Here is an 18,207-nt window from a genome sequence, read left to right on the forward strand (position 1 = left end):
CACCCCGCACCGCACGTTCGCCGCGGTCTCGCCGCGCGCCGACGGCGTCGTCCGGGTCGCGTCGACGTTCTCGCCGGAGCCGGTCGAGGCCCGCCTGGACGAGCTCGACGCGCTCTTCCCCGCCCGCCGCGACGAGATCGTCGAGTGGGCCCGCTACCCGCTCGGGGTGGTGTGGGCGCTGCAGGGGTACGCCGCATCCGACGCCACCGGGTTCGACATCGCGATCGCCTCCGACGTGCCGGTGGGTGCGGGGCTGTCGTCGTCCGCCGCCATCGAGTGCGCGGTCGCCGTCGCGGTCGACGAGCTGTGGCGCCTCGGCCTCGGCCGCAGCGCGCTGGCCCTCGCCGGCCGCACCGCCGAGAACGAGGCGGTCGGCGCCCCGACCGGCGTCATGGACCAGATGGCGTCGATGTGGGGCGAGCGGGATGCGGCGATCTTCCTCGACTGCCGGTCGCTCGAGGTGCGCCAGGTGCCGCTCGGGTTCGCCGAGGCCGGGCTCGAGGTGCTCGTGATGGACACGAAGGTGAGCCACGCGCACGCGACCGGCGGGTACCGCGAGCGGCGCGACTCGTGCGAGCTCGGCGCGCGCACCATGGGCGTCCCCGCCCTCCGCGACCTCTCCGTCGAGGATCTGCCCCGCGCCGAGGCGCTGCTCGACGACGTCACGTTCCGCCGCGTGCGGCACATCGTGACCGAGAACCAGCGGGTGCTCGACACCGTCCGCACCCTCGAGGAGCAGGGGCCGCTCGCGATCGGCAGGCTGCTCCTGGCCTCGCACGCGTCGATGCGCGACGACTTCGAGATCTCGGTGCCCGAGCTCGACACCGCGGTCGCCGCGGCCGTCGACGCGGGTGCGATCGGCGCGCGGATGACCGGCGGCGGCTTCGGCGGCGCGGCGATCGCGGTCGTCGAGCAGTCCCTCGTCGCACCCGTCACCGCCGCTGTGGAGCAGGCGTTCGCGGACGCCGGCTACGGCGCACCGCACATCTTCACGGTGAGCCCGGGCGCCGGCGCCGCCTGACCGCATCCCTCCTCGTATCGGTGCGGCGGGGCGCGCCCGACCGCGTCCACCCCTGGCCGTCCGGGTCGCCGAGGCCGTAACGTCGTGGCGATGGATCGTGCCGGGCGGCGCGACCGGAAGGGACACATCATGGCGTTCGTGACCGTGGCGACCGAGAACTCCGCCGACGTCGAGCTGTTCTACACCGACCAGGGCACCGGGCAGCCGGTCGTGCTCATCCACGGCTTCCCGCTGAACGGGGAGTCCTGGGGCAAGCAGCAGCGCGCGCTGCTGCAGGCCGGGTATCGCGTCATCGCGTACGACCGCCGCGGGTTCGGCGCGTCGACCAAGACCGCGGAGGGTCACGACTACGACACCTACGCGGCCGACCTGCACGCCCTCATCGACACCCTCGAGCTGACGGATGCGGTGCTGGTGGGCTTCTCGATGGGCACCGGCGAGATCGCCCGGTACCTGAGCCGCTACGGCAGCGCGAAGATCGCCAAGGTCGCGTTCCTCGGCTCGCTGGAGCCGTACCTGCTCATCACCGACGACAACCCGGACGGCGCGGGCGACCAGGCGTTCTTCGACGGCACCTCCGAGGCGGTCGCCGCCGACCGGTACGCGTTCCTCACCGGGTTCTTCCGCGACTTCTACAACCTCGACGAGTTCCTCGGCACCCGCATCTCGGAGGAGGCGCTGCAGGCGAGCGTGCAGGTCGCGAACCAGGCCGGCAATGCCGCGCTCGTCGCCGCGCCCCTCACCTGGCCGACCGACTTCCGCGCCGACCTCGACGCGATCGACGTGCCCGCGCTCATCCTGCACGGCACCGCCGACAACATCCTCCCCATCGACAAGACCGCCCGCCGGTTCACCGAACTCGTGCCCGAAGCGGAGTACGTGGAGATCGAGGGAGCCCCGCACGGGCTGCTCTGGACCCACGGCGACGAGGTCAACGAGGCGCTGCTGCGCTTCCTGCGCGGCTGACCCATGGCGAGCACCGACATCCCGATCGTCACGATCGACACGGGCGCCGTCCGCGGCCGCTGGCGCGCGGGATCGGCGGCGTTCCTCGGCATCCCGTTCGCGAAGGCGCCGGTCCGCGACCTGCGGTTCGCAGCTCCCGAGCCGCCCGAGCCGTGGGAGGGCGTCCGCGACGCCACCGCGTACGGCGCCACCGCGGTACGACACGACCCGGGGGACACGATCATCCCGGAACCGGCGATCCCGGGCGAGGCGACGCTGAACGTGAACGTCTTCGCGCCGTGGCCGACGCCCGCCGAGTCGACGCTGCCGGTGCTCGTCTACATCCACGGCGGCGGGTACACCGCCGGCTCCCCCGCGAGCCCCTGGTACGACGGCGACGCGTTCGTCCGCGACGGCGTCATCACCGTGACGATCTCGTACCGGCTCGGCTTCGACGGCTTCGGGCACATCGAGGGCGCGCCGTCGAACCGCGGCGTGCGCGACTGGCTCGCCGCGCTCGAGTGGGTGCAGCGGAACATCGCGGCGTTCGGCGGCGACCCGGCCCGCGTCACGATCGCCGGGCAGTCCGCCGGCGGCGGCGCCGTGCTGACGCTCCTGTCCATGCCCGCGGCGCAGCACCTCTTCCGCGGTGCGTGGGTGATGTCGGCCGCGCTCGGCGACGTCGACCCGGCGACCGCGCGCGAGCGCTCGGCGCGACTGGCGCAGCTCGCCGGTGTCGCCGCGGACCGCGAGGGGTTCGCATCCGTCCCCGAGGAGCGGCTGCTGGCGTTGCAGCAGGATGCGGCCCACGAACCCACGAAGGACAGGCTCGCACCGGTGCGGGCGATGCTCGACGACGGCCCATCCTGGGCGCCGGTCGTCGACGGCGACATCGTGCCGCTGCCGCCGGTCGAGGCGATCCGCCAGGGTGCGGGGGCGGACAAGGCGGTGGTGATCGGCGCGACCGACGACGAGTTCACGATGGTGCTCGACGGATTCCGTCGGCCGCTGGCGTTCGTCCCGCCCGGGCTCGCACTCGGCCGGCTCGGGGTCCCGGGCCCCGTGCGGGAGCTGTACCTGCGCGCGAACCGCGAACGGCGCCGCACCGGCACCGCCTCGCTCCTCGGGCGCTTCGTCACCGACCGGGTGTTCCGCTCGCTCGTGGCACGCACCGCCGCGGCACGGGCGCACGCCGACGGCGCCGCCGCCACCTGGGTGTACCGGTTCTCGTGGCCCTCACCCACCAAGCGGTGGGCCTGCCACTGCATCGACGTGCCGTTCTTCTTCGACAACCTCGGCGCCGAACGCGCCGCGGCGCTCATCGGGCCGCATCCGCCGCGCGCCCTCGCCGCCGCGGTGCACGGCGCGGCGGTCGCGTTCGCCCGCGACCAGGACCCGGGCTGGCGGCCCTGGACCGAGCCGGCGCGCACCACCCGCGTGTTCGGCGGCGCAGCATCCGCCCCCGAGGAGATCACCGACGGCTACGCGACGGTCGCCGCGCTCGTCTGACCCCGCCGCGAGCGCGCACCCGTTTCGCGAACGAGCACCCGATCGGATGCGCACTCGCGTAGCGGATGCGCACTCACGGGCGGGATGCGGGGGCTCAGGCGAGCGCGGGCATCACGGTGCGCTCGAACAGGTCGACACCGGTGCGGTCGTAGGCGTGCTCGGGGAAGTAGTGGATCGCGTATTGCAGGCCCTCGTCCGCGAGGGCGCGCAGCCGCTCGACGATCTGCTCCGGGGTGCCGACGAGCGCCTGGCCGCCGCGGTAGTCCGCCATGTACCGCTCGGTCGCGTCGCCCAGGTACGGGGCCAGGCGCGCCTCGATCGCGGCGAGCCGGTCGGCGACCTCCGCCTCGGTCTCGCCGATGACGGTGTTGAAGTTCGCACTGAGGGTGATCTCCGCCGGGTCGCGGCCGACGTCGGCGCAGTGCCCGCGCAGCACGTCGCGCTTGTGGGCGAACTCCGCCGCCGAGATGTTCGCGTAGTCGCCGTACTCGGCGACCAGCCGCAGCGTCTTCTTCTCGCCCCCGCCGGCGATCCACAGCGGGATGCCGCCGGCCTGCACCGGGAGCGGCCGCACCGTCGCGCCGTCCACCTGGAAGTACGTGCCGTCGAGGGTGGCGGAGCCGGTGGTCCAGGCCTGCCGCATGATCTCGACACCCTCGCGCAGCATCCCGATCCGCTCGCCGATCCGCGGGAAGCCGTAGCCGTACGCGCGCCACTCGTGCTCGTACCAGCCGGCGCCGATGCCCATCTCGAGCCGGCCGCCGGAGACGGCGTCGACGGTCGCGGCGACCTTCGCGAGGTACGCCGGGTTGCGGTACCCCATGCAGGTGCACATCTGCCCGAGGCGGATGCGGTCGGTGGAGGCCGCGAACGCCGCCATGAGCGTCCACGCCTCGTGCACCGCCTCGTCGCTCGGGACGGGCACGGTGTGGAAGTGGTCGTAGACCCACAGCGACTCCCAGGCGCCCTCGTCGGCGCGCTGGGCGAGGGTGCGCATGACGCGCCAGTGGTCGACCGGGTCGATGCCGACGAGGTCGTGGCGCCAGCCCTGCGGGATGAAGGTTCCGAAACGCATTCGCCCAGACTAGGGGCCCACGACCTCCGCGTGGGGGATGCGGGCGCGCATGATCTCGACGGCCTCGGGGTTGCGGTCCACGAGCACGGCGTTGCGGCCGAGCGCCGCTGCGACCGCGCCGGTGGTGCCGGACCCGGCGAACAGGTCGAGCACGGTGTCGCCGGGGCGGCTCGAGGCCTGCACGATGCGGCGCAGGATCCCCTCGGGCTTCTGCGTCGGGTATCCGGTCTTCTCGCGGCCGCTCGTGGGCACGATCGTGTGCCACCAGACGTCGGTGGGGAGCTTGCCGCGCGCCGCCTTCTCCGGGGTGACCAGCCCGGGCGCCATGTACGGTTCCCGGTCGACGGCCTCGGAGTCGAACCAGTACCCGGCGGGGTCCTTCACGTAGACGAGGATCGTGTCGTGCTTGGTGGGCCAGCGCCGCTTCGACTTCGCGCCGTAGTCGTACGCCCAGATGAGCTCGTTCAGGAACCGCTCGCGCCCGAACATGGCGTCCATGAGCACCTTCGCGTAGTGCGCCTCGCGGTAGTCGAGGTGGAGGTACAGCGTGCCGTCGTCGGCGAGGAGGCGCCAGGCCTCCGCCAGCCGGGGTTCGAGGTAGCCCCAGTAGTCGTCGAACCGGTCGTCATAGGTGCGCAGGTCGCCGCGGAGCCGCTCGTAGCTCGTGCCGCGGAACCCGCGCTTCACCTCGCCCGCCGGTGCAGAACTCAGGACATCCGCGACGGCACCCCCGGAAACACCGGGCTCCGCGGCATCCGTCGCCGATCCGTCCGGAGTTCTGCGCACGGACTCGACCGCACGACCCCGCCTGCGGCCGGTGTTGAACGGCGGGTCGAGGTAGACGAGGGTGAACGCCGCGTCGGGCAGCGTCGCCGCCACCGCGAGGTTCTCGCCGTGATGGATGCGGACGTGCCCGTGCGGCTGCGGGGCGGACGCGGTCACGGCACGCGGTGCAGCCACGCGTCGGTGGAGAACTTCGTGTCGACGAGGGCCTGCGCCTCGGCGTACTCCTCGTCGCTGATGGTGCCGGGCACCGCGCCGTAGAGGCTCGCGAAGGTCTCCTTGAAGCGTTCGATGATCGCCTCGCGCGGCAGGCCGGTCTGGCTGCGCAGCGGGTCGACCCGCTTCGCGGCGGATGCGGTGCCCTTGTCGCTGAGCTTCTCCCGGCCGATCCGCAGCACCTCGGTGAGCACCTGGCCGTCCATGTCGTAGCTGAGGGTCGCGTGGTGCAGCACCCCGCCGTTCGCGAGCCGCTTCTGCGCGGCGCCGCCGATCTTGCCGGCGGGGCCCGTGATGTCGTTCAGCGGCCGGTACTCGGCGTCGATCCCGAGGGAGCGCAGCGCCTGCAGCACCCAGTCGTCGAGGAACGCGTACGAGTCGGCGAAGGTCATGCCGGCGACGAGGGATGCGGGCACGTACAGCGAGTACGTGATGATCGCGTTCGCGCCCATGAGCATGGCGCCGCCGCCGGAGATGCGGCGCACCACGTCGTAGCCGTGCTTCGCGGCACCCTCGGGGTCGACCTCGTTGCGGTACGACTGGAACGACCCGATCACGACGGCGGACTCGTTCCACTCCCACAGCCGCAGCGTCGGGGTGCGGCGGCCGTCGCCGACCCGTGTGGTGAGCACCTCGTCGAGGGCGAGGTTCATGCGGGCGGAGACGGGCGGTTCGTGCACGATCTGCCAGTCGAACTCCTTCCACCCGGGCGCGGTGATGAGGGCTCGGCGCACGACCGTGCCGACGGACTCCGGGGTGAACCCGAGCAGCTGCGCGCCCTCGGGCAGGGCCCCGCGGACCGCCGCGGCGATGCCGGCCTGGTCGGTCTCGACCGGCAGCCCGTTCAGCGCCGCGTTGATGTCGAGGAGGGCGTCGTCGGGCTCGAGGAAGAAGTCGCCGGCGAGGTGGACGTCGGCGAGCCGCCCGTCCCGCACCTCGAGGTCGACCACGACCAGCTTGCCGCCGGGCACCTTGTATTCGCCGTGCATCCTCCCAGCCTAGGCGCGCGACGGCGGATGCGGCATGCGCTCAGTCGCGGGCGGGGAACCGCGCGTCGAGCCACGCGAGCAGGTCGGCACGCACCTCGGTCTGGCACGTCTCGTTGAAGATCTCGTGGCGCGCGCCGGGGTAGACCAGGGTCGTGACGTCGGTGAACCCGGACCGCTCCCGGTAGGCCTTCGCCAGCCGGTGGACGCTCCGCGGACCGCCGACGGTGTCCTCACGGCCGACCATGAGGAGCGTGGGCACGTCGACGCCCGGGTCGCGGCGGGGCCGGCCGAAGATGCGTGCCGCCTCCCGCATCCCGAACAGCTTCGCAAGCGGCGTCGTCGTGGTGAGCTCGTCGTCGAGGAACGCCCGCCCGACCGCGAGGTCGCTCGAGAGCCACTCGGTGCCGGTGGCGTCCGCGGCCTTCCACGGGGCGTTGAGGTCGCCCGCGTTGAGCGACCCGGGCATCCGGTACGCGGAACCGGAGAGCACGAGCCCGTCGTAGGCGTCGGGGTGCCGGTTCAGCAGGATCTGCGCGAGGAACGACCCCCACGAGTGCCCGAGGAGCACGAGCGGCAGGTCGGGGTGCTCGTCGCGGATGCGGGTGGTCAGGGTCCACAGTGCGTCCACGGCGGCGTCGTGGCCGCCCGGGCCGAGCCGGCCGAGCCGCGTCGCGTCCTGCCACTGGCCCATGCCGGTGCGCCCGTGCCCGCGGTGGTCGTCGGCGTAGACGACGCAGCCGGCCTCGGTGAGCGCGGTGATGAGGGCGCCGTAGCGGCCGGCGTGCTCGCCGACACCGTGGAGCAGCTGCACGACGGCGCGGGGCGTGGTCTTCGCGGGGTGGACGTCGTAGACGATCACGACGCCGTGTGCGTCGACGAACTCGGGCATGCCCGTAAGGCTAGGGCACGCTCAGCGTCGACGCGGCACGAGTTCTCCGTCGACGACGTCGATGCCGGGGACCTCCTCGAAGGTCACCTGCGGCTCGTCGCCGTCTGGACGTTCCGCGTCCGGGCTGGGTCGCACGGGCTACCACCTCCAGCTGGTATGCGCTTCCAGCATCCCCCCGCGTGGGTGGACGTCGCCCGGTCTTGACAGACGGCGGGGCGGGATCTACCCGCTCAGGCGGTGGGCGGGGGCAGTTCGTCCTCGGGCTCGGGGACGATCGTCAGCCCGCTCGGTCCGGATGCGGCGACCATGAGCTCCTCGACCCATGCCCGGTTGATGCGCGGCTGGCGGCTCCCGTAGAAGTGGAACTGCATCGGCACGGACGGGTGCACCCAGAAGCTGCGGCGCCCGCTGCCGTCGCCGATCTCGACGTCGAACATGAACGGCTCGCCGCGGCGGAGCTTGTTCATCACCACGATGCGCAGATGCGCGAGCGTGCGGTCCTCGATGTCGACGGCGTTCGCGTTGGTGTCGTAGATGAAGCGGCCCATGGCCTGAGCATAGGCCGTCATCCACAGGTATCTGTCGACCGCTACCCTGCGCGGCTATGGTGGCGACATGGGCACGATCTACTACGGCGGACACAACTCGCCGATCACCATCGAGGATCGCGCACTCGCACATCTGAAGGTGGTCATCGCGACCAAGCTGCGCCGGGGCGAGAGCTTCACGCTCTCCTGGCGGCATCCCGACGACGAACCGCGCGGTCGCAGCACCGTGTGGCTGCATCCCTCGATCCCGCTCCGCTTCGTCTTCGACGACCCCGAACCGGCGGTGCTCGACCGCGCCTGGATCGAGGAGCTCGCGAACTCGGCGAACAGCTCCGGCGGCATCATGCTCGTCACCGAGCATGTGAGCTCGGCCGACGCCGTCGAGTCCTGACGCCCGAGCCGGTCAGTCCGGCGCGCTGTTGTGCCGGGCGTCCGGCGTGCCGGTCAGCCCGTGGGCGTGCCGTGGAGCTCGCCGTGGAGCCGCTCCATCCGGTCGTCCAGCGCGGCGGCCGTCGCGGCGGCCTCGGTGAGGTCAGCGACGAGTCCGGGCGGCACCGCGCCCGCGTACTTGTAGTGGATCTTGTGCTCGAGGCTTGCCCAGAAGTCCATCGCGATCGTGCGGAACTGCACCTCGACCGGCACCGACACCGTCCCCGTCGACAGGAACACCGGCACCTCGACGATCGCGTGCAGGCTCTTGTAGCCGTTGGGCTTGGGGGCGGCGATGTAGTCCTTGACGCGACGGACGGTGATGTCGTCCTGCTGCGTCAGCAGGTCGAACAGGCGGTACGCGTCGGCGGAGAAGCTGCACGTCACGCGGACCCCGGCGATGTCGGTGATGTGTTCGCGGATCGACTCGAAGCCGGGATCGATGCCCTTGCGCACCACCTTGTCGACGAGGCTGTCCGGCGACTTCAGCCGGCTCGTCACATGCTCGATCGGGTTGTAGTCGTGCATACTGCGGAACTCCTCCCGCAGGATGGCGATCTTCGTCTCGATCTCCTGCATCCCGAACCGGTACTGCAGCAGGAACCGCTGGATGCCGTCGCGGGCGGTGCGCATCTCGGCGACGGACATCGTGATCGGGAGCTCGTCGAGGGGGTTCGACATACCGCCACGGTACGGCGGCCGGATACGCGGATGCTGTGAGCACCCCTCCCCGTCGATGCGCCGTGCCGACGCGCCGGGCGCCGAGTGCGCACCTGTTTCGCGAGTGCGCACCCGATCGGATGCTCGGTCGCGGAACGGATGCGCACTCGCGCGCGGGCGCGGGCGCGCCTCAGGCGACGACGGCCGCCGCCTGACGGGCGGCGCCGAGCGCGACGTACTCGCCGGGGGCGGGCACCTCGACCGGCAGCCCCAGCACCTGCGGCGCGATGCGCTGCACGGCCTCGGACTGCGCGCCGCCACCGATGAGCAGCGCACGGTGGAGCGGCACGTGCAGTGCCCGGAGGGCGTCCAGGCCTGCGCCGAGGCCCGACAGCATCCCCTCGACGGCCGCGCGTGCGAGGTTCTCACGCGTGGTCGAGGCGAGCGTCATGCCGCTGAGGGTCGCGGTCGCGTCGGGGAGGTTCGGGGTGCGCTCGCCCTCGAAGTACGGCACGAGCGTGAGCCCGCCCGCGCCGGGCTCCGCGGCGAGCGCGAGTCGGCTGAGTTCGGCGTGGTCGACCCCGAGCAGCCGCGCGATGACGTCGAGCACCCGGGCCGCGTTCAGGGTGGCGACGAGCGGCAGGAAGTGCCCGTCCGCATCCGCGAACCCGGCGGCCGTGCCCGTCGCGTCGACCGTGCGGTGCTCGCTGACCGCGAAGACCGTGCCGCTCGTGCCGATCGAGACCACGACGTCACCGGGGCCCGCCCCGACCCCGAGGGCCGCCGCGGCGTTGTCGCCGGCACCGGGGGCGACCGCGCGGCCGTCCGCATCCGTCACCGACTCGCGCGGGGCGAGCACGCGCGGGAGCACCGCGTCATGGCCGAGCGCCGCGGCGAGCAGATCGCGGTCGTAGCCGTCCGTCGCCGGGTTCCAGTAGCCGGTGCCCGACGCGTCCGAACGGTCGGTGACGAGCTCGTCGAGCACCGGGCCGCGGGGCGACTCGCCCGCGGGACCGAAGCCGCGCAGCCGCCACGTGAGCCAGTCGTGCGGCAGCGCGACGGCCGCGACTCGGGCCGCGTGCGCCGGTTCGGCGTCGCGCAGCCACCGGAGCTTCGTGATGGTGAACGACGCCACCGGCACGAGCCCGGTGCGCTGTGCGAGCGTCTCGGCGCCGTACTCGGCGATGAGGTCGCGGGCGGCGCCGGCCGAGCGCGTGTCGTTCCACAGCAGCGCCGGCCGGATGACGCGACCCTCGGCGTCGAGCACGACCATGCCGTGCTGCTGCCCGCCGACCGACCAGGCCGCGACGTCCGCGAGGCCGCCGGCCTCGGCGATCGCCGTCTGCAGGGCGTCCCACCAGGCGGCCGGGTCCACCTCGGTGCCGTCCGGATGCGGGGCGCGCCCCTGCCGGACGACCTCGCCGGTGGCGGTGTCGACGATCACGACCTTGCACGACTGCGTCGAGGAGTCGACGCCCATCACGAGTGCCATGTGGTTCCTTTCACGGGTGCGCCCCGCATCCTGCGACGCGCCCCCATCGGTCGACGTGCCCCAGATGTACACCGGCGACGGCGTGTCGAGGACATCTGAGGCACGTCGATCGAGCGGGATGCGGTCAGCGGGCGCCGAGCAGGTGCTCGGTGGCGAGCTGCTGCAGCTTCACGAAGCCGAAGCCGTGGCCGCCGAGGTACGACGCGGCGTCGAAGTCCTCGAACGCCGAGCGGTCGGCGAGCAGGTCGTCGTACGACTCGCCCTCGCCGAGCGTGGGCTGCGCCAGCTCGGTGACCTTCGACGCCTCGAGCGCGGCCTGCACCTCGGGGTCGGCGCGGAACGCGGCCGCGCGCTCCTTCAGCAGCAGGTAGGTGCGCATGTTGGCCGCGGCCGACTCCCAGACGCCGTCCTCGTCCTCGGTGCGCGAGGGCTTGTAGTCGAAGTGACGCGGGCCGTCGTAGGCGGGGCCGCCGTTCGGGCCGCCGTTCTCGAGCAGGTCGACGAGCGCGAACGCGTTGTGCAGGTCGCCGTGGCCGAACACGAGGTCCTGGTCGTACTTGATGCCGCGCTGGCCGTTCAGGTCGATGTGGAAGAGCTTGCCGTGGTACAGCGCCTGGGCGATGCCGGCGGCGAAGTTCAGGCCCGCCATCTGCTCGTGGCCGACCTCGGGGTTCAGGCCCACCAGCTCGGGGCGCTCGAGCGAGTCGATGAACGCGAGGGCGTGGCCGACCGTCGGCAGCAGGATGTCGCCGCGGGGCTCGTTCGGCTTCGGCTCGATCGCGAAGCGGATGTCGTAGCCCTTGTCGGTGACGTAGTCGCCGAGGAGGTTCACGGCCTCGCGGTAGCGCTCGAGGGCGGAGCGGATGTCCTTCGCGGCGTCGTACTCGGCGCCCTCGCGGCCACCCCACATGACGAATGTCTTCGCGCCGAGCTCGGCGGCGAGGTCGATGTTGCGCAGCACCTTGCGGAGGGCGAACCGGCGGACGTTGCGGTCGTTCGAGGTGAAGCCGCCGTCCTTGAAGACGGGGGCGGAGAAGAGGTTGGTGGTGACCATCGGCACGGCGAGGCCGGTGTCGGCGAGCGCACCCTTCAGGCGGTCGATCTGCGTCTGCCGCTCGGCGTCGGTGGAACCGAAGGCGAACAGGTCGTCGTCGTGGAAGGTGAGGCCGTAGGCGCCGAGCTCGGCGAGCTTCTCGACCACGTGCACGACGTCGAGCGCCGGGCGGGTGGGCCCGCCGAACGGGTCGGTGCCGTTGTAGCCGACGGTCCAGAGACCGAACGTGAACTTGTCGGCGGGGGTGGGGGTGGGCATGAGGGGTGGCTCCTTCGCGCGGGTCGCACAATTTGTTGTGGCGCCCAACATACTACGATGAGGGCATGAGCGCGAGAACCGCCGACGAGCGGGGCGGGGTCCGGCGGCAGAACCTGTCCCGCATCCTGGGGCTGGTCCACCGGGAGGGCCCCCTTCCGCGTGCGGCGCTGACCGAGCGCACCGGGTTGAACCGCTCGACGGTCGCCGATCTGGTGGCGGAGCTCGAGCGACTCGGGCTCGCGGTGCAGTCCGAACCCGACCCGGTCGGCCGGGTCGGGCGCCCCTCCCCCACGGTCTGCGCGTCGCCGCAGGTGGTGGCGATCGCCGCGAACCCCGAGGTCGACGCCCTCACCGTGGCCGCCGTCGCGCTCGACCGCACGGTGCGGGTGCGCGCCCGCATCCCGTTCGACGCGCCGCCCTCGCCGGCGGATGCGGTCGCCGCCCTCGCGTCACAGATCGCGCTGTGGCGCCAGGGTCCCCTCGCCGGGCACCGACTCGTCGCGTCCGGCCTCGCGGTCCCGGGCCTCGTGCGTGCGGGCGACGGCCTCGTGCGCGACGCCCCGCACCTGCGGTGGCACGACATCCCGCTCGCCGACCTCGTCACCGAGGCGACCGGGCTCCCCGCCGCCGTCGGCAACGACGCGAGCCTCGGCGCCCGCGCTGAGCACCTGTTCGGCGCGGCCCGCGGCACCGACGACGTCGTCTACCTCAACGGCGGCGCGAGCGGTATCGGCGGCGGGCTCATCGTGGGCGGCATGCCGGTGGGCGGCGCGGGCGGGTACGCCGGCGAGTTCGGACAGAACCGGCCGGGCATCGAGGCGGGCGCCGACCGGCTCGCCCCCGGCGGTGTGCTCGAGGACGAGGTGAACCGCACCCGGCTCCTGCGCGCGCTGGGACTCACCGCAGCGGACGACGACGGGCTCGCGGCCGCGCTGTCGGCGGCGACGGATGCGGCGGTGCACGCCGAGGTCGGCCGGCAGCGCCGCATCCTCGCCACCGCCCTCGCCAACGCGGTGAACGTGCTGAACCCGTCCGTGGTGGTGCTCGGCGGCTTCCTCGCGACGCTGGCCGAGCAGGACGTGCCGGGCCTGCTGGCGCAGGTGCGGGCGCAGGCGATGACGGCGTGCGCCGAGGACCTGGAGATCCGTCCCGCATCCCTCGCCGCCGACCGGCTGCTCGTCGGCGCCGCCGAGCTCGCGTTCGAACCGCTCCTCGCCGACCCCGCCGGCGTCTGACGCGGGCGGTCCGCGCGCGGTGTTCGCGGGGTGTTCGCGGCGTTTCGGCGTGCACAACTGCGGAGTCCGCACCCGACACGCCGCGCTCCCGGGCCGGCGCACCGGCGTGTCGGCCGTCATCTCCGCAGTTGTGCCCGCGGGTGCCGGCGCGGACCGAGGCGCGGTGCACGCGGATGCGGGCGCGAACCCAGGCGAGCGGCACGCGGATGCGGGCGCGAACCGGGCGGCCGGCACGCGGATGCGGGCGCGAACGGGGACACACGCCTCTGGCGACCGGGCACCCGCGGCCGGGAGCATCGCGGTATGCGCACACGGCCGGGCACCGGGATACTGATGCCGATGAACGCCACCCGAGGGCGACGCAGCCCGGTGTCCGGACCGCGCACGACGGCGCCCATGCCGCCGGCCGGCATGGCCGTGATGCTCGCGTCGGCGTTGCTCGCGGGAGTCGGGCTGCTCGCAGCGGCGTTCACCACGGAGATGACGCCGCCGGTGATCCGCGCGGCGCTGACCGCGGCGATCTACGCCCCGGTGTCGGTGTTCGCCCTCACCCGGCGGCGCCTGGTGATGGCCGGCATCCTGGCGGCGCTCGCCATCGTGAACGGTGCCCTCACGATCGCCGTGACCGTGTGGACGGAGTCCGAGGACAACGCCCTCCGGCTCACGGCGCTCATCGTCATCCACCTCTCCCGGCTTCCCGAGCTCGCCGCCCTCAGCATCGTCACCTGGCTCATCGGTCCGCCCGGCCGCGGCCGTTCCGTCGGCATCGGGTTCGGGTGGTGCGCGGTCGTCCTCTCGGCGGTCCTCAGCGCGGCACGGATCGCGGGGCCCGTCCCGCTCCTGCTCGACGTGCTCCCCCTGGTGCTGGCGCTGTGCAGCTTCATCGCCGCCGCGGTGTGGCTCCGCATCCGTTGGGCCGACGGCGTCGCCCGCGAACGCGTCGCGTGGCGCGCGATCGCCACCGGACTGTTCTGCATGGTGGTCGCCTACGGCCTGCTCGAGGCGCCGTCGCCGTTCCTCGCCGACGTCGTCGGCGTGGCCCTGTTCGTGCTCGCACAGACACTGCTGCCGGTCGGCATCCTGCTCGCGCTCGGCCATCCGACACCCGGACGCCGGGTCCTGCGCCTCGTCTCCGCCGGGCAGACTCTGGCCGTCGCCGTCATCGGCTATGTCCTCGTGCGCGGCATCGGCGACACGGCCGGGCTCGCCCCGGAATGGGCGGGCGCGATGGGCGCGGGCGTGTTCGCCCTGCTGCTCGGCACCGCGTGGCGACCGCTGCACCTGCGCACCGTGGGCCTCCTCGCGGGCCCCCAGCCCGACCCCCGGAGCGTCCTCGCCGCCCTCGGGGAGCGGGCGGCGCGCGACGACGCCGGCGTCGACGACATCGCGGCCGCCCTCCGAGACGGTCTTCGCGTCGCCGCCGTCGAGCTGCGCCTCGCCGGCACCGGCGCCGGTGCGCGCGTCGGTCGCGCGGCGCCGTATACCGCCGACATCCCGTTCGACGGCGACCCGGGCGGCACCATCACCGTCGCGGTGGACGATCCCGAGGAGTGGCACGAGCTGCGACCGGTGCTCGAACGCACCCGCGGCCTCATCGCGACGGCGGTGCAGCTGGCGGCCGTGAACGACGAGGTCCGGGCCGTCAGGGCACGCACCGTCGAGGTGCGGCAGGAAGAACGCCGGATGCTGCACGCCGAGCTGCACGATTCGCTCGCACCCTCGCTCGCCGGCATCGGGTTCGGGCTCTCCGCCGCCGACACCCTCATCGCCGACGGGGGCGACTGGCGCGAGTCGGTCCGTTCCCTGCGCGAGGGGACGGCGACCTGCACGGCCGACGTCCGACGTCTCGCCCGGGCGCTCCTGCCGACGGCCCTCGATCAGGGCGACCTCGAGGCGGCGCTGACGGAGCTCACCGAGCCGGCCGCGGTGCGCGGCCGCGTCGCCGTCTCCGCGCGCGGGACGGACGGGCTCGACGCCGACCTGCAGGTGCGCGTGTACCTCCTCGTCGCCGCCGCCGTCCAGGAGTTCCGCGCGGGGGCGGAGCCGATCCGAGTGACGGTGACCGCCGGGCCCGACGCCGCCGCGGTCCGCATCGAGACGGACGCAGAGCTCACGGCGTTCGAGCGACTGGGCCGACGGGCCGACGAGCTCGGCGCGACCCCGTCGGCGCCCGGCGACTCCCCGTGGGTGGCGAGGTTCCCGCGATGAGCACGGTCGGCACCCACGGCACCGGTCGCCCGGTCGCCGCCGCCGTCGTCTGGGTCGCATCCTGGGCGCTCGCGATCGTCGCGATCGTCCTCGGAGCGGTGTTCGGGCTCCCGGCCGATCCGCTGCCGGGGCTGTTCCTCAGCGAGGCCCCGGTCGAGGTCCGCACGCTCGCGATCGACATCGACCTCACCGTCGCCCTCGTCTACGGCCCGGTCGCCGCGCTCCTGCTGGCCCGGCGCCCGAGCCCCGTCGCCGCCATCTGCGCGCTGTACGCGGTCGGATCGGCGCTCGCGGCGTTCGGCATCCAGTACGGGCTACTCGCCGCGCAGGTCGGCGGGCTCCCGTTCCACGCGATGCTCGCATACACCGGCGGCTGGGCGTTCGTCCCGGGCACGTTCCTCGTCGCACTCGTCCCGCTGATGATCAGCGTCCGCCGCCCGCCACGATGGCAGCGCGTCGTGGTCGGCGTCACGGTGGTCGTCGCCGCCGCCGCGACGGTCATCAACGTGACCCAGAGCCGCATCCCGGGACTTCCCAACCCGCTCGGGATCCCCTCGCCCGGGTACCAGGCGGTGCTGCCGCCGACCTACACGGCGCTCTCGATGTTCACCATCTCGGTGTCCCTGCTGTCGTGTGTGGTCGTCGCGGTGCGGTGGCGCCGCTCCCGGGGCGGCGTGCGGTCGGGCCTGGGCTGGCTCGCCGCGGGGCAGTTGTTCGTCACGCTCTCCTATTTCGCGCAGGCGCTCCCCGCCTCGCTCGGCCTCCCCCGCGCGGTGCTCGACTTCGCCTTGCTGACGCCCGTCGTCGGGCAGCTGGTCTACCCCGCGGCGATCCTCGTGGTGGTGCTCCGGCACCGGCTGTGGGGCGTGGAGCTCGTCGTCAGCCGGGTGCTCATGTGGGCGCTCCTCACCGCATCGGGCGCGATCCTTTACCTGCTGGTGGTCACGATCGTGCCGGTGACCTTGAGCCCCGGCGGCGGATGGACCTTCGTCGCGCCGCTCGTGGTCGCCCTCACCGTGCTGCCGCTGCGTGGGTGGCTGCAGCGCCGCATCGACCGGCTCGTCTACGGCGAGGGCGCCGACGCCGCGTCGCTGCTCACCCGGCTGAGCGAGCGGATCGGTGAGCTGCCGCCGGGTCCGGACGGGCTCGCGTCCCTCGCCGACACCCTGCGCCGCGTCCTCCGGCTGGGCCACGTGCGGATCACCGCCGGCGACCTCGACGCCGCCTCGGGGCGACGTCGCCGCGCCGACGTCGTGCGGGTGCCGCTGTCGCCGCGCGACCCGGGGCTCGGCGCGCTCGAGGCGCAGCCCCGTCCCGGACAGCGCCTCGACCGCCGCACCCGGACGGTCCTCGAGGACGTCGCCGGCCTGGTCGCCACGGTCGTCCGGCTCGCGCGCTCCTTCGTGCGGCTCGAGCGCGCCCGCGCAGACCTCGCCGGCCTCCGCGCACGTGAGCGGCGCAGCATCCGACGGGAACTCCACGACGGACTCGGTCCCGCGCTCGCAGGCATCGGCTTCGGTCTCGCGGCGGTGGAGAACCTCGCCGCCGAACCCGATCGGGCCCGCGCCCTCCTCGCCGAGCTGGCCGAGGACGTCCGCGCCCGGGCGCGGGAGGTGCGGGAACTCGCCGACACGGTCGCGGTGTCGCGGCTCGGGGGCGACGATCTCGCACCGGAACTGGAGCGGCTCGCCCGCAGGTTCCACGGCCCACGGCTGCGCGTGCGCGTCGAGACGGAGGACGCGCTCGGGCTCCTCCCCGGGCAGGCGGAGGCGCTCGCGCTCATCGCCGCGGAAGCGGTCACGAACGCGGCGCGGCACGCGGAGGCGACCAGGGTCCGGATCCGTCTCCATCGCGACACGGACGGCGCGACGGTGCTCCGGGTCTCGGACGACGGTCGCGGCATCGGCCCGGACGCGGTCGCGGGCGTCGGCATGTCGTCGATGCGTGAACGCGCGGCCGGTGCGGGCGGGGCCCTGCGGATCGAGTCGGATCGCACGGGCACCAGCGTCGTCGCCCGCATCCCGGCGGTGACCGGGCCCGCCCGGATCGAGGACCCGGCGCCCTGACCCCCGGGACGCCGGGCCGCGCAGCATGGGCGGACGCGGACCGTGACGCAGCCGCCTCCGCGACGGCACAATGGGACGCGATCGCGCGGCGTCGGCGCGATCGCGGGGGAAGGGAGACGCGCATGCCACGCGAGGACTCGATCACGGTGGGGGTCGTCGACGACCACCCGCTGTTCCGTCGGGGCATCATGTCGCTCCTCGACACGCTGGCGGGCGTCCGCGTCGTCGGCGACGCCGCCACGATCGACGAGGCGCTGACGCTCGTGGCGGAACAGCGCCCGGACGTCGTGCTCATGGACCTCGACCTCGGCGACGAGTCCGGCATCGACGCGACGCGGATCATCGCGCAGCGCCATCCGGAGGTCGCCGTGCTCGTCCTCACGATGCTCGGCGACGACCGATCGCTGCTCGCGGCGATGCGCGCCGGCGCCCGCGGGTACCTGCTGAAGGTGTCGTCGCCGCAGGAGGTCGAGCGCGCCGTCCACGCGGTCGCCGACGGCCAGGCACTGTTCGGGGCCGACGTGGCCGCACGTGCCGTCGCATTCCTCGGCGGCGCCGGCGAGGACGGACGGACACGGCGGTTCCCGGAGCTGACCGAGCGCGAGGCCGAGGTGCTCGAACTCGTCGCCCGCGGACTCGACAACGGTTCCATCGCGCGCTCGCTCGTCCTCACGAGCAAGACCGTGCGCAACTACGTGTACAGCATCATCACGAAGCTCGGCGCCCCCGACCGCAGCGCCCTCATCGTGATGGCGCGCGAGGCCGGATTCGGCGCACGCGTGGGCGGCGTCGACGCCTGAGTCCCGGGGGCGTGTCCCGGGCGATCGAGG

16 protein-coding genes are annotated in these 18,207 nt (G+C 73.5%); 8 read left to right on the forward strand and 8 right to left on the reverse strand.

The features are described from left to right. From galK to ACWAUO_RS02295, 3 genes are all read left to right on the forward strand, one after another. The coding region (galK, locus tag ACWAUO_RS02285; RefSeq protein ID WP_460772710.1) for a galactokinase at positions 1-1,021 on the forward strand (1,021 nt) is incomplete at its 5' end. Positions 1,022-1,150: 129 nt separating this feature from the next. Further along, on the forward strand, positions 1,151-1,987 hold the full coding sequence (locus ACWAUO_RS02290) for an alpha/beta fold hydrolase (RefSeq protein ID WP_460772712.1): 837 nt from the start codon (positions 1,151-1,153) through the stop codon (positions 1,985-1,987). Positions 1,988-1,990: 3 nt separating this feature from the next. Next, positions 1,991-3,475, forward strand: coding sequence for a carboxylesterase/lipase family protein (locus tag ACWAUO_RS02295; protein ID WP_460772713.1), 1,485 nt, complete (start codon positions 1,991-1,993; stop codon positions 3,473-3,475). A gap of 94 nt (positions 3,476-3,569) precedes the next feature. On the opposite strand, the gene ACWAUO_RS02300 is transcribed toward ACWAUO_RS02295, so the two are convergent. The 5 genes from ACWAUO_RS02300 to ACWAUO_RS02320 form a co-directional block, all read right to left on the reverse strand. Continuing rightward, a complete protein-coding gene (locus ACWAUO_RS02300; protein WP_460772715.1) occupies positions 3,570-4,550 on the reverse strand; it encodes an LLM class F420-dependent oxidoreductase in 981 nt (326 codons plus the stop codon). A gap of 9 nt (positions 4,551-4,559) precedes the next feature. Beyond that, on the reverse strand, positions 4,560-5,510 hold the full coding sequence (locus ACWAUO_RS02305) for a DNA-methyltransferase (protein ID WP_460772716.1): 951 nt from the start codon (positions 5,508-5,510) through the stop codon (positions 4,560-4,562). Beyond that, positions 5,489-6,538 (reverse strand): lipoate--protein ligase family protein, encoded by a 1,050-nt coding sequence (locus ACWAUO_RS02310; protein WP_460772718.1) that lies wholly within the window; start codon positions 6,536-6,538, stop codon positions 5,489-5,491. Before ACWAUO_RS02310 ends, ACWAUO_RS02305 begins: the two co-directional genes overlap by 22 nt. A gap of 40 nt (positions 6,539-6,578) precedes the next feature. Next, positions 6,579-7,427, reverse strand: a complete 849-nt coding sequence (locus tag ACWAUO_RS02315) for an alpha/beta fold hydrolase (RefSeq protein WP_460772719.1) — start codon at positions 7,425-7,427, stop codon at positions 6,579-6,581. Between the two features lie 230 nt (positions 7,428-7,657). Continuing rightward, positions 7,658-7,975 (reverse strand): DUF7882 family protein, encoded by a 318-nt coding sequence (locus tag ACWAUO_RS02320; protein WP_460772720.1) that lies wholly within the window; start codon positions 7,973-7,975, stop codon positions 7,658-7,660. A gap of 67 nt (positions 7,976-8,042) precedes the next feature. On the opposite strand from ACWAUO_RS02320, the gene ACWAUO_RS02325 reads away from it, so the two are divergent. Next, positions 8,043-8,366: a DUF7882 family protein gene (locus ACWAUO_RS02325; RefSeq protein WP_460772722.1), complete on the forward strand. Its 324-nt coding sequence runs from the start codon at positions 8,043-8,045 to the stop codon at positions 8,364-8,366. Positions 8,367-8,419: 53 nt separating this feature from the next. Here the strand turns inward: ACWAUO_RS02325 and ACWAUO_RS02330 are convergent, their stop codons facing one another. The 3 genes from ACWAUO_RS02330 to xylA all read right to left on the reverse strand — a co-directional run bounded on the left by ACWAUO_RS02330 (position 8,420) and on the right by xylA (position 11,868). Continuing rightward, the gene (locus ACWAUO_RS02330; RefSeq protein WP_460772723.1) at positions 8,420-9,085 is read right to left on the reverse strand and encodes a GTP pyrophosphokinase; all 666 of its coding nucleotides are present in this window, start codon (positions 9,083-9,085) and stop codon (positions 8,420-8,422) included. 169 nt (positions 9,086-9,254) lie between these two features. Then, positions 9,255-10,556: a xylulokinase gene (xylB, locus tag ACWAUO_RS02335; protein ID WP_460772725.1), complete on the reverse strand. Its 1,302-nt coding sequence runs from the start codon at positions 10,554-10,556 to the stop codon at positions 9,255-9,257. Positions 10,557-10,680: 124 nt separating this feature from the next. After that, on the reverse strand, positions 10,681-11,868 hold the full coding sequence (xylA, locus tag ACWAUO_RS02340; protein ID WP_460772726.1) for a xylose isomerase: 1,188 nt from the start codon (positions 11,866-11,868) through the stop codon (positions 10,681-10,683). Between the two features lie 65 nt (positions 11,869-11,933). Between xylA and ACWAUO_RS02345 the strand changes: the two genes are divergently transcribed. The 4 genes from ACWAUO_RS02345 to ACWAUO_RS02360 all read left to right on the forward strand — a co-directional run bounded on the left by ACWAUO_RS02345 (position 11,934) and on the right by ACWAUO_RS02360 (position 18,177). Then, on the forward strand, positions 11,934-13,103 hold the full coding sequence (locus ACWAUO_RS02345; protein ID WP_460772728.1) for an ROK family transcriptional regulator: 1,170 nt from the start codon (positions 11,934-11,936) through the stop codon (positions 13,101-13,103). 339 nt (positions 13,104-13,442) lie between these two features. Further along, on the forward strand, positions 13,443-15,311 hold the full coding sequence (locus tag ACWAUO_RS02350) for a histidine kinase (RefSeq protein ID WP_460772729.1): 1,869 nt from the start codon (positions 13,443-13,445) through the stop codon (positions 15,309-15,311). Then, the gene (locus ACWAUO_RS02355; protein WP_460772731.1) at positions 15,308-17,377 is read left to right on the forward strand and encodes a sensor histidine kinase; all 2,070 of its coding nucleotides are present in this window, start codon (positions 15,308-15,310) and stop codon (positions 17,375-17,377) included. Before ACWAUO_RS02350 ends, ACWAUO_RS02355 begins: the two co-directional genes overlap by 4 nt. 122 nt (positions 17,378-17,499) lie before the next feature. Further along, the gene (locus ACWAUO_RS02360; protein ID WP_460772732.1) at positions 17,500-18,177 is read left to right on the forward strand and encodes a response regulator; all 678 of its coding nucleotides are present in this window, start codon (positions 17,500-17,502) and stop codon (positions 18,175-18,177) included. Positions 18,178-18,207 lie beyond the last annotated feature (30 nt).

Source organism: Microbacterium sp. GXF7504, assembly GCF_054798235.1.

Coding starts and splice junctions, on each gene's coding strand:
- ACWAUO_RS02345 (WP_460772728.1), top strand. CDS start 11,934: ATGAGCGCGAGAACCGCCGACGAGCGGGGCGGGGTCCGGCGGCAGAAC.
- ACWAUO_RS02300 (WP_460772715.1), bottom strand. CDS start 4,550: ATGCGTTTCGGAACCTTCATCCCGCAGGGCTGGCGCCACGACCTCGTC.
- xylB (WP_460772725.1), bottom strand. CDS start 10,556: ATGGCACTCGTGATGGGCGTCGACTCCTCGACGCAGTCGTGCAAGGTC.
- ACWAUO_RS02295 (WP_460772713.1), top strand. CDS start 1,991: ATGGCGAGCACCGACATCCCGATCGTCACGATCGACACGGGCGCCGTC.
- ACWAUO_RS02360 (WP_460772732.1), top strand. CDS start 17,500: ATGCCACGCGAGGACTCGATCACGGTGGGGGTCGTCGACGACCACCCG.
- ACWAUO_RS02325 (WP_460772722.1), top strand. CDS start 8,043: ATGGGCACGATCTACTACGGCGGACACAACTCGCCGATCACCATCGAG.
- ACWAUO_RS02350 (WP_460772729.1), top strand. CDS start 13,443: ATGAACGCCACCCGAGGGCGACGCAGCCCGGTGTCCGGACCGCGCACG.
- ACWAUO_RS02355 (WP_460772731.1), top strand. CDS start 15,308: ATGAGCACGGTCGGCACCCACGGCACCGGTCGCCCGGTCGCCGCCGCC.
- ACWAUO_RS02330 (WP_460772723.1), bottom strand. CDS start 9,085: ATGTCGAACCCCCTCGACGAGCTCCCGATCACGATGTCCGTCGCCGAG.
- ACWAUO_RS02320 (WP_460772720.1), bottom strand. CDS start 7,975: ATGGGCCGCTTCATCTACGACACCAACGCGAACGCCGTCGACATCGAG.
- xylA (WP_460772726.1), bottom strand. CDS start 11,868: ATGCCCACCCCCACCCCCGCCGACAAGTTCACGTTCGGTCTCTGGACC.
- ACWAUO_RS02290 (WP_460772712.1), top strand. CDS start 1,151: ATGGCGTTCGTGACCGTGGCGACCGAGAACTCCGCCGACGTCGAGCTG.
- ACWAUO_RS02310 (WP_460772718.1), bottom strand. CDS start 6,538: ATGCACGGCGAATACAAGGTGCCCGGCGGCAAGCTGGTCGTGGTCGAC.
- ACWAUO_RS02315 (WP_460772719.1), bottom strand. CDS start 7,427: ATGCCCGAGTTCGTCGACGCACACGGCGTCGTGATCGTCTACGACGTC.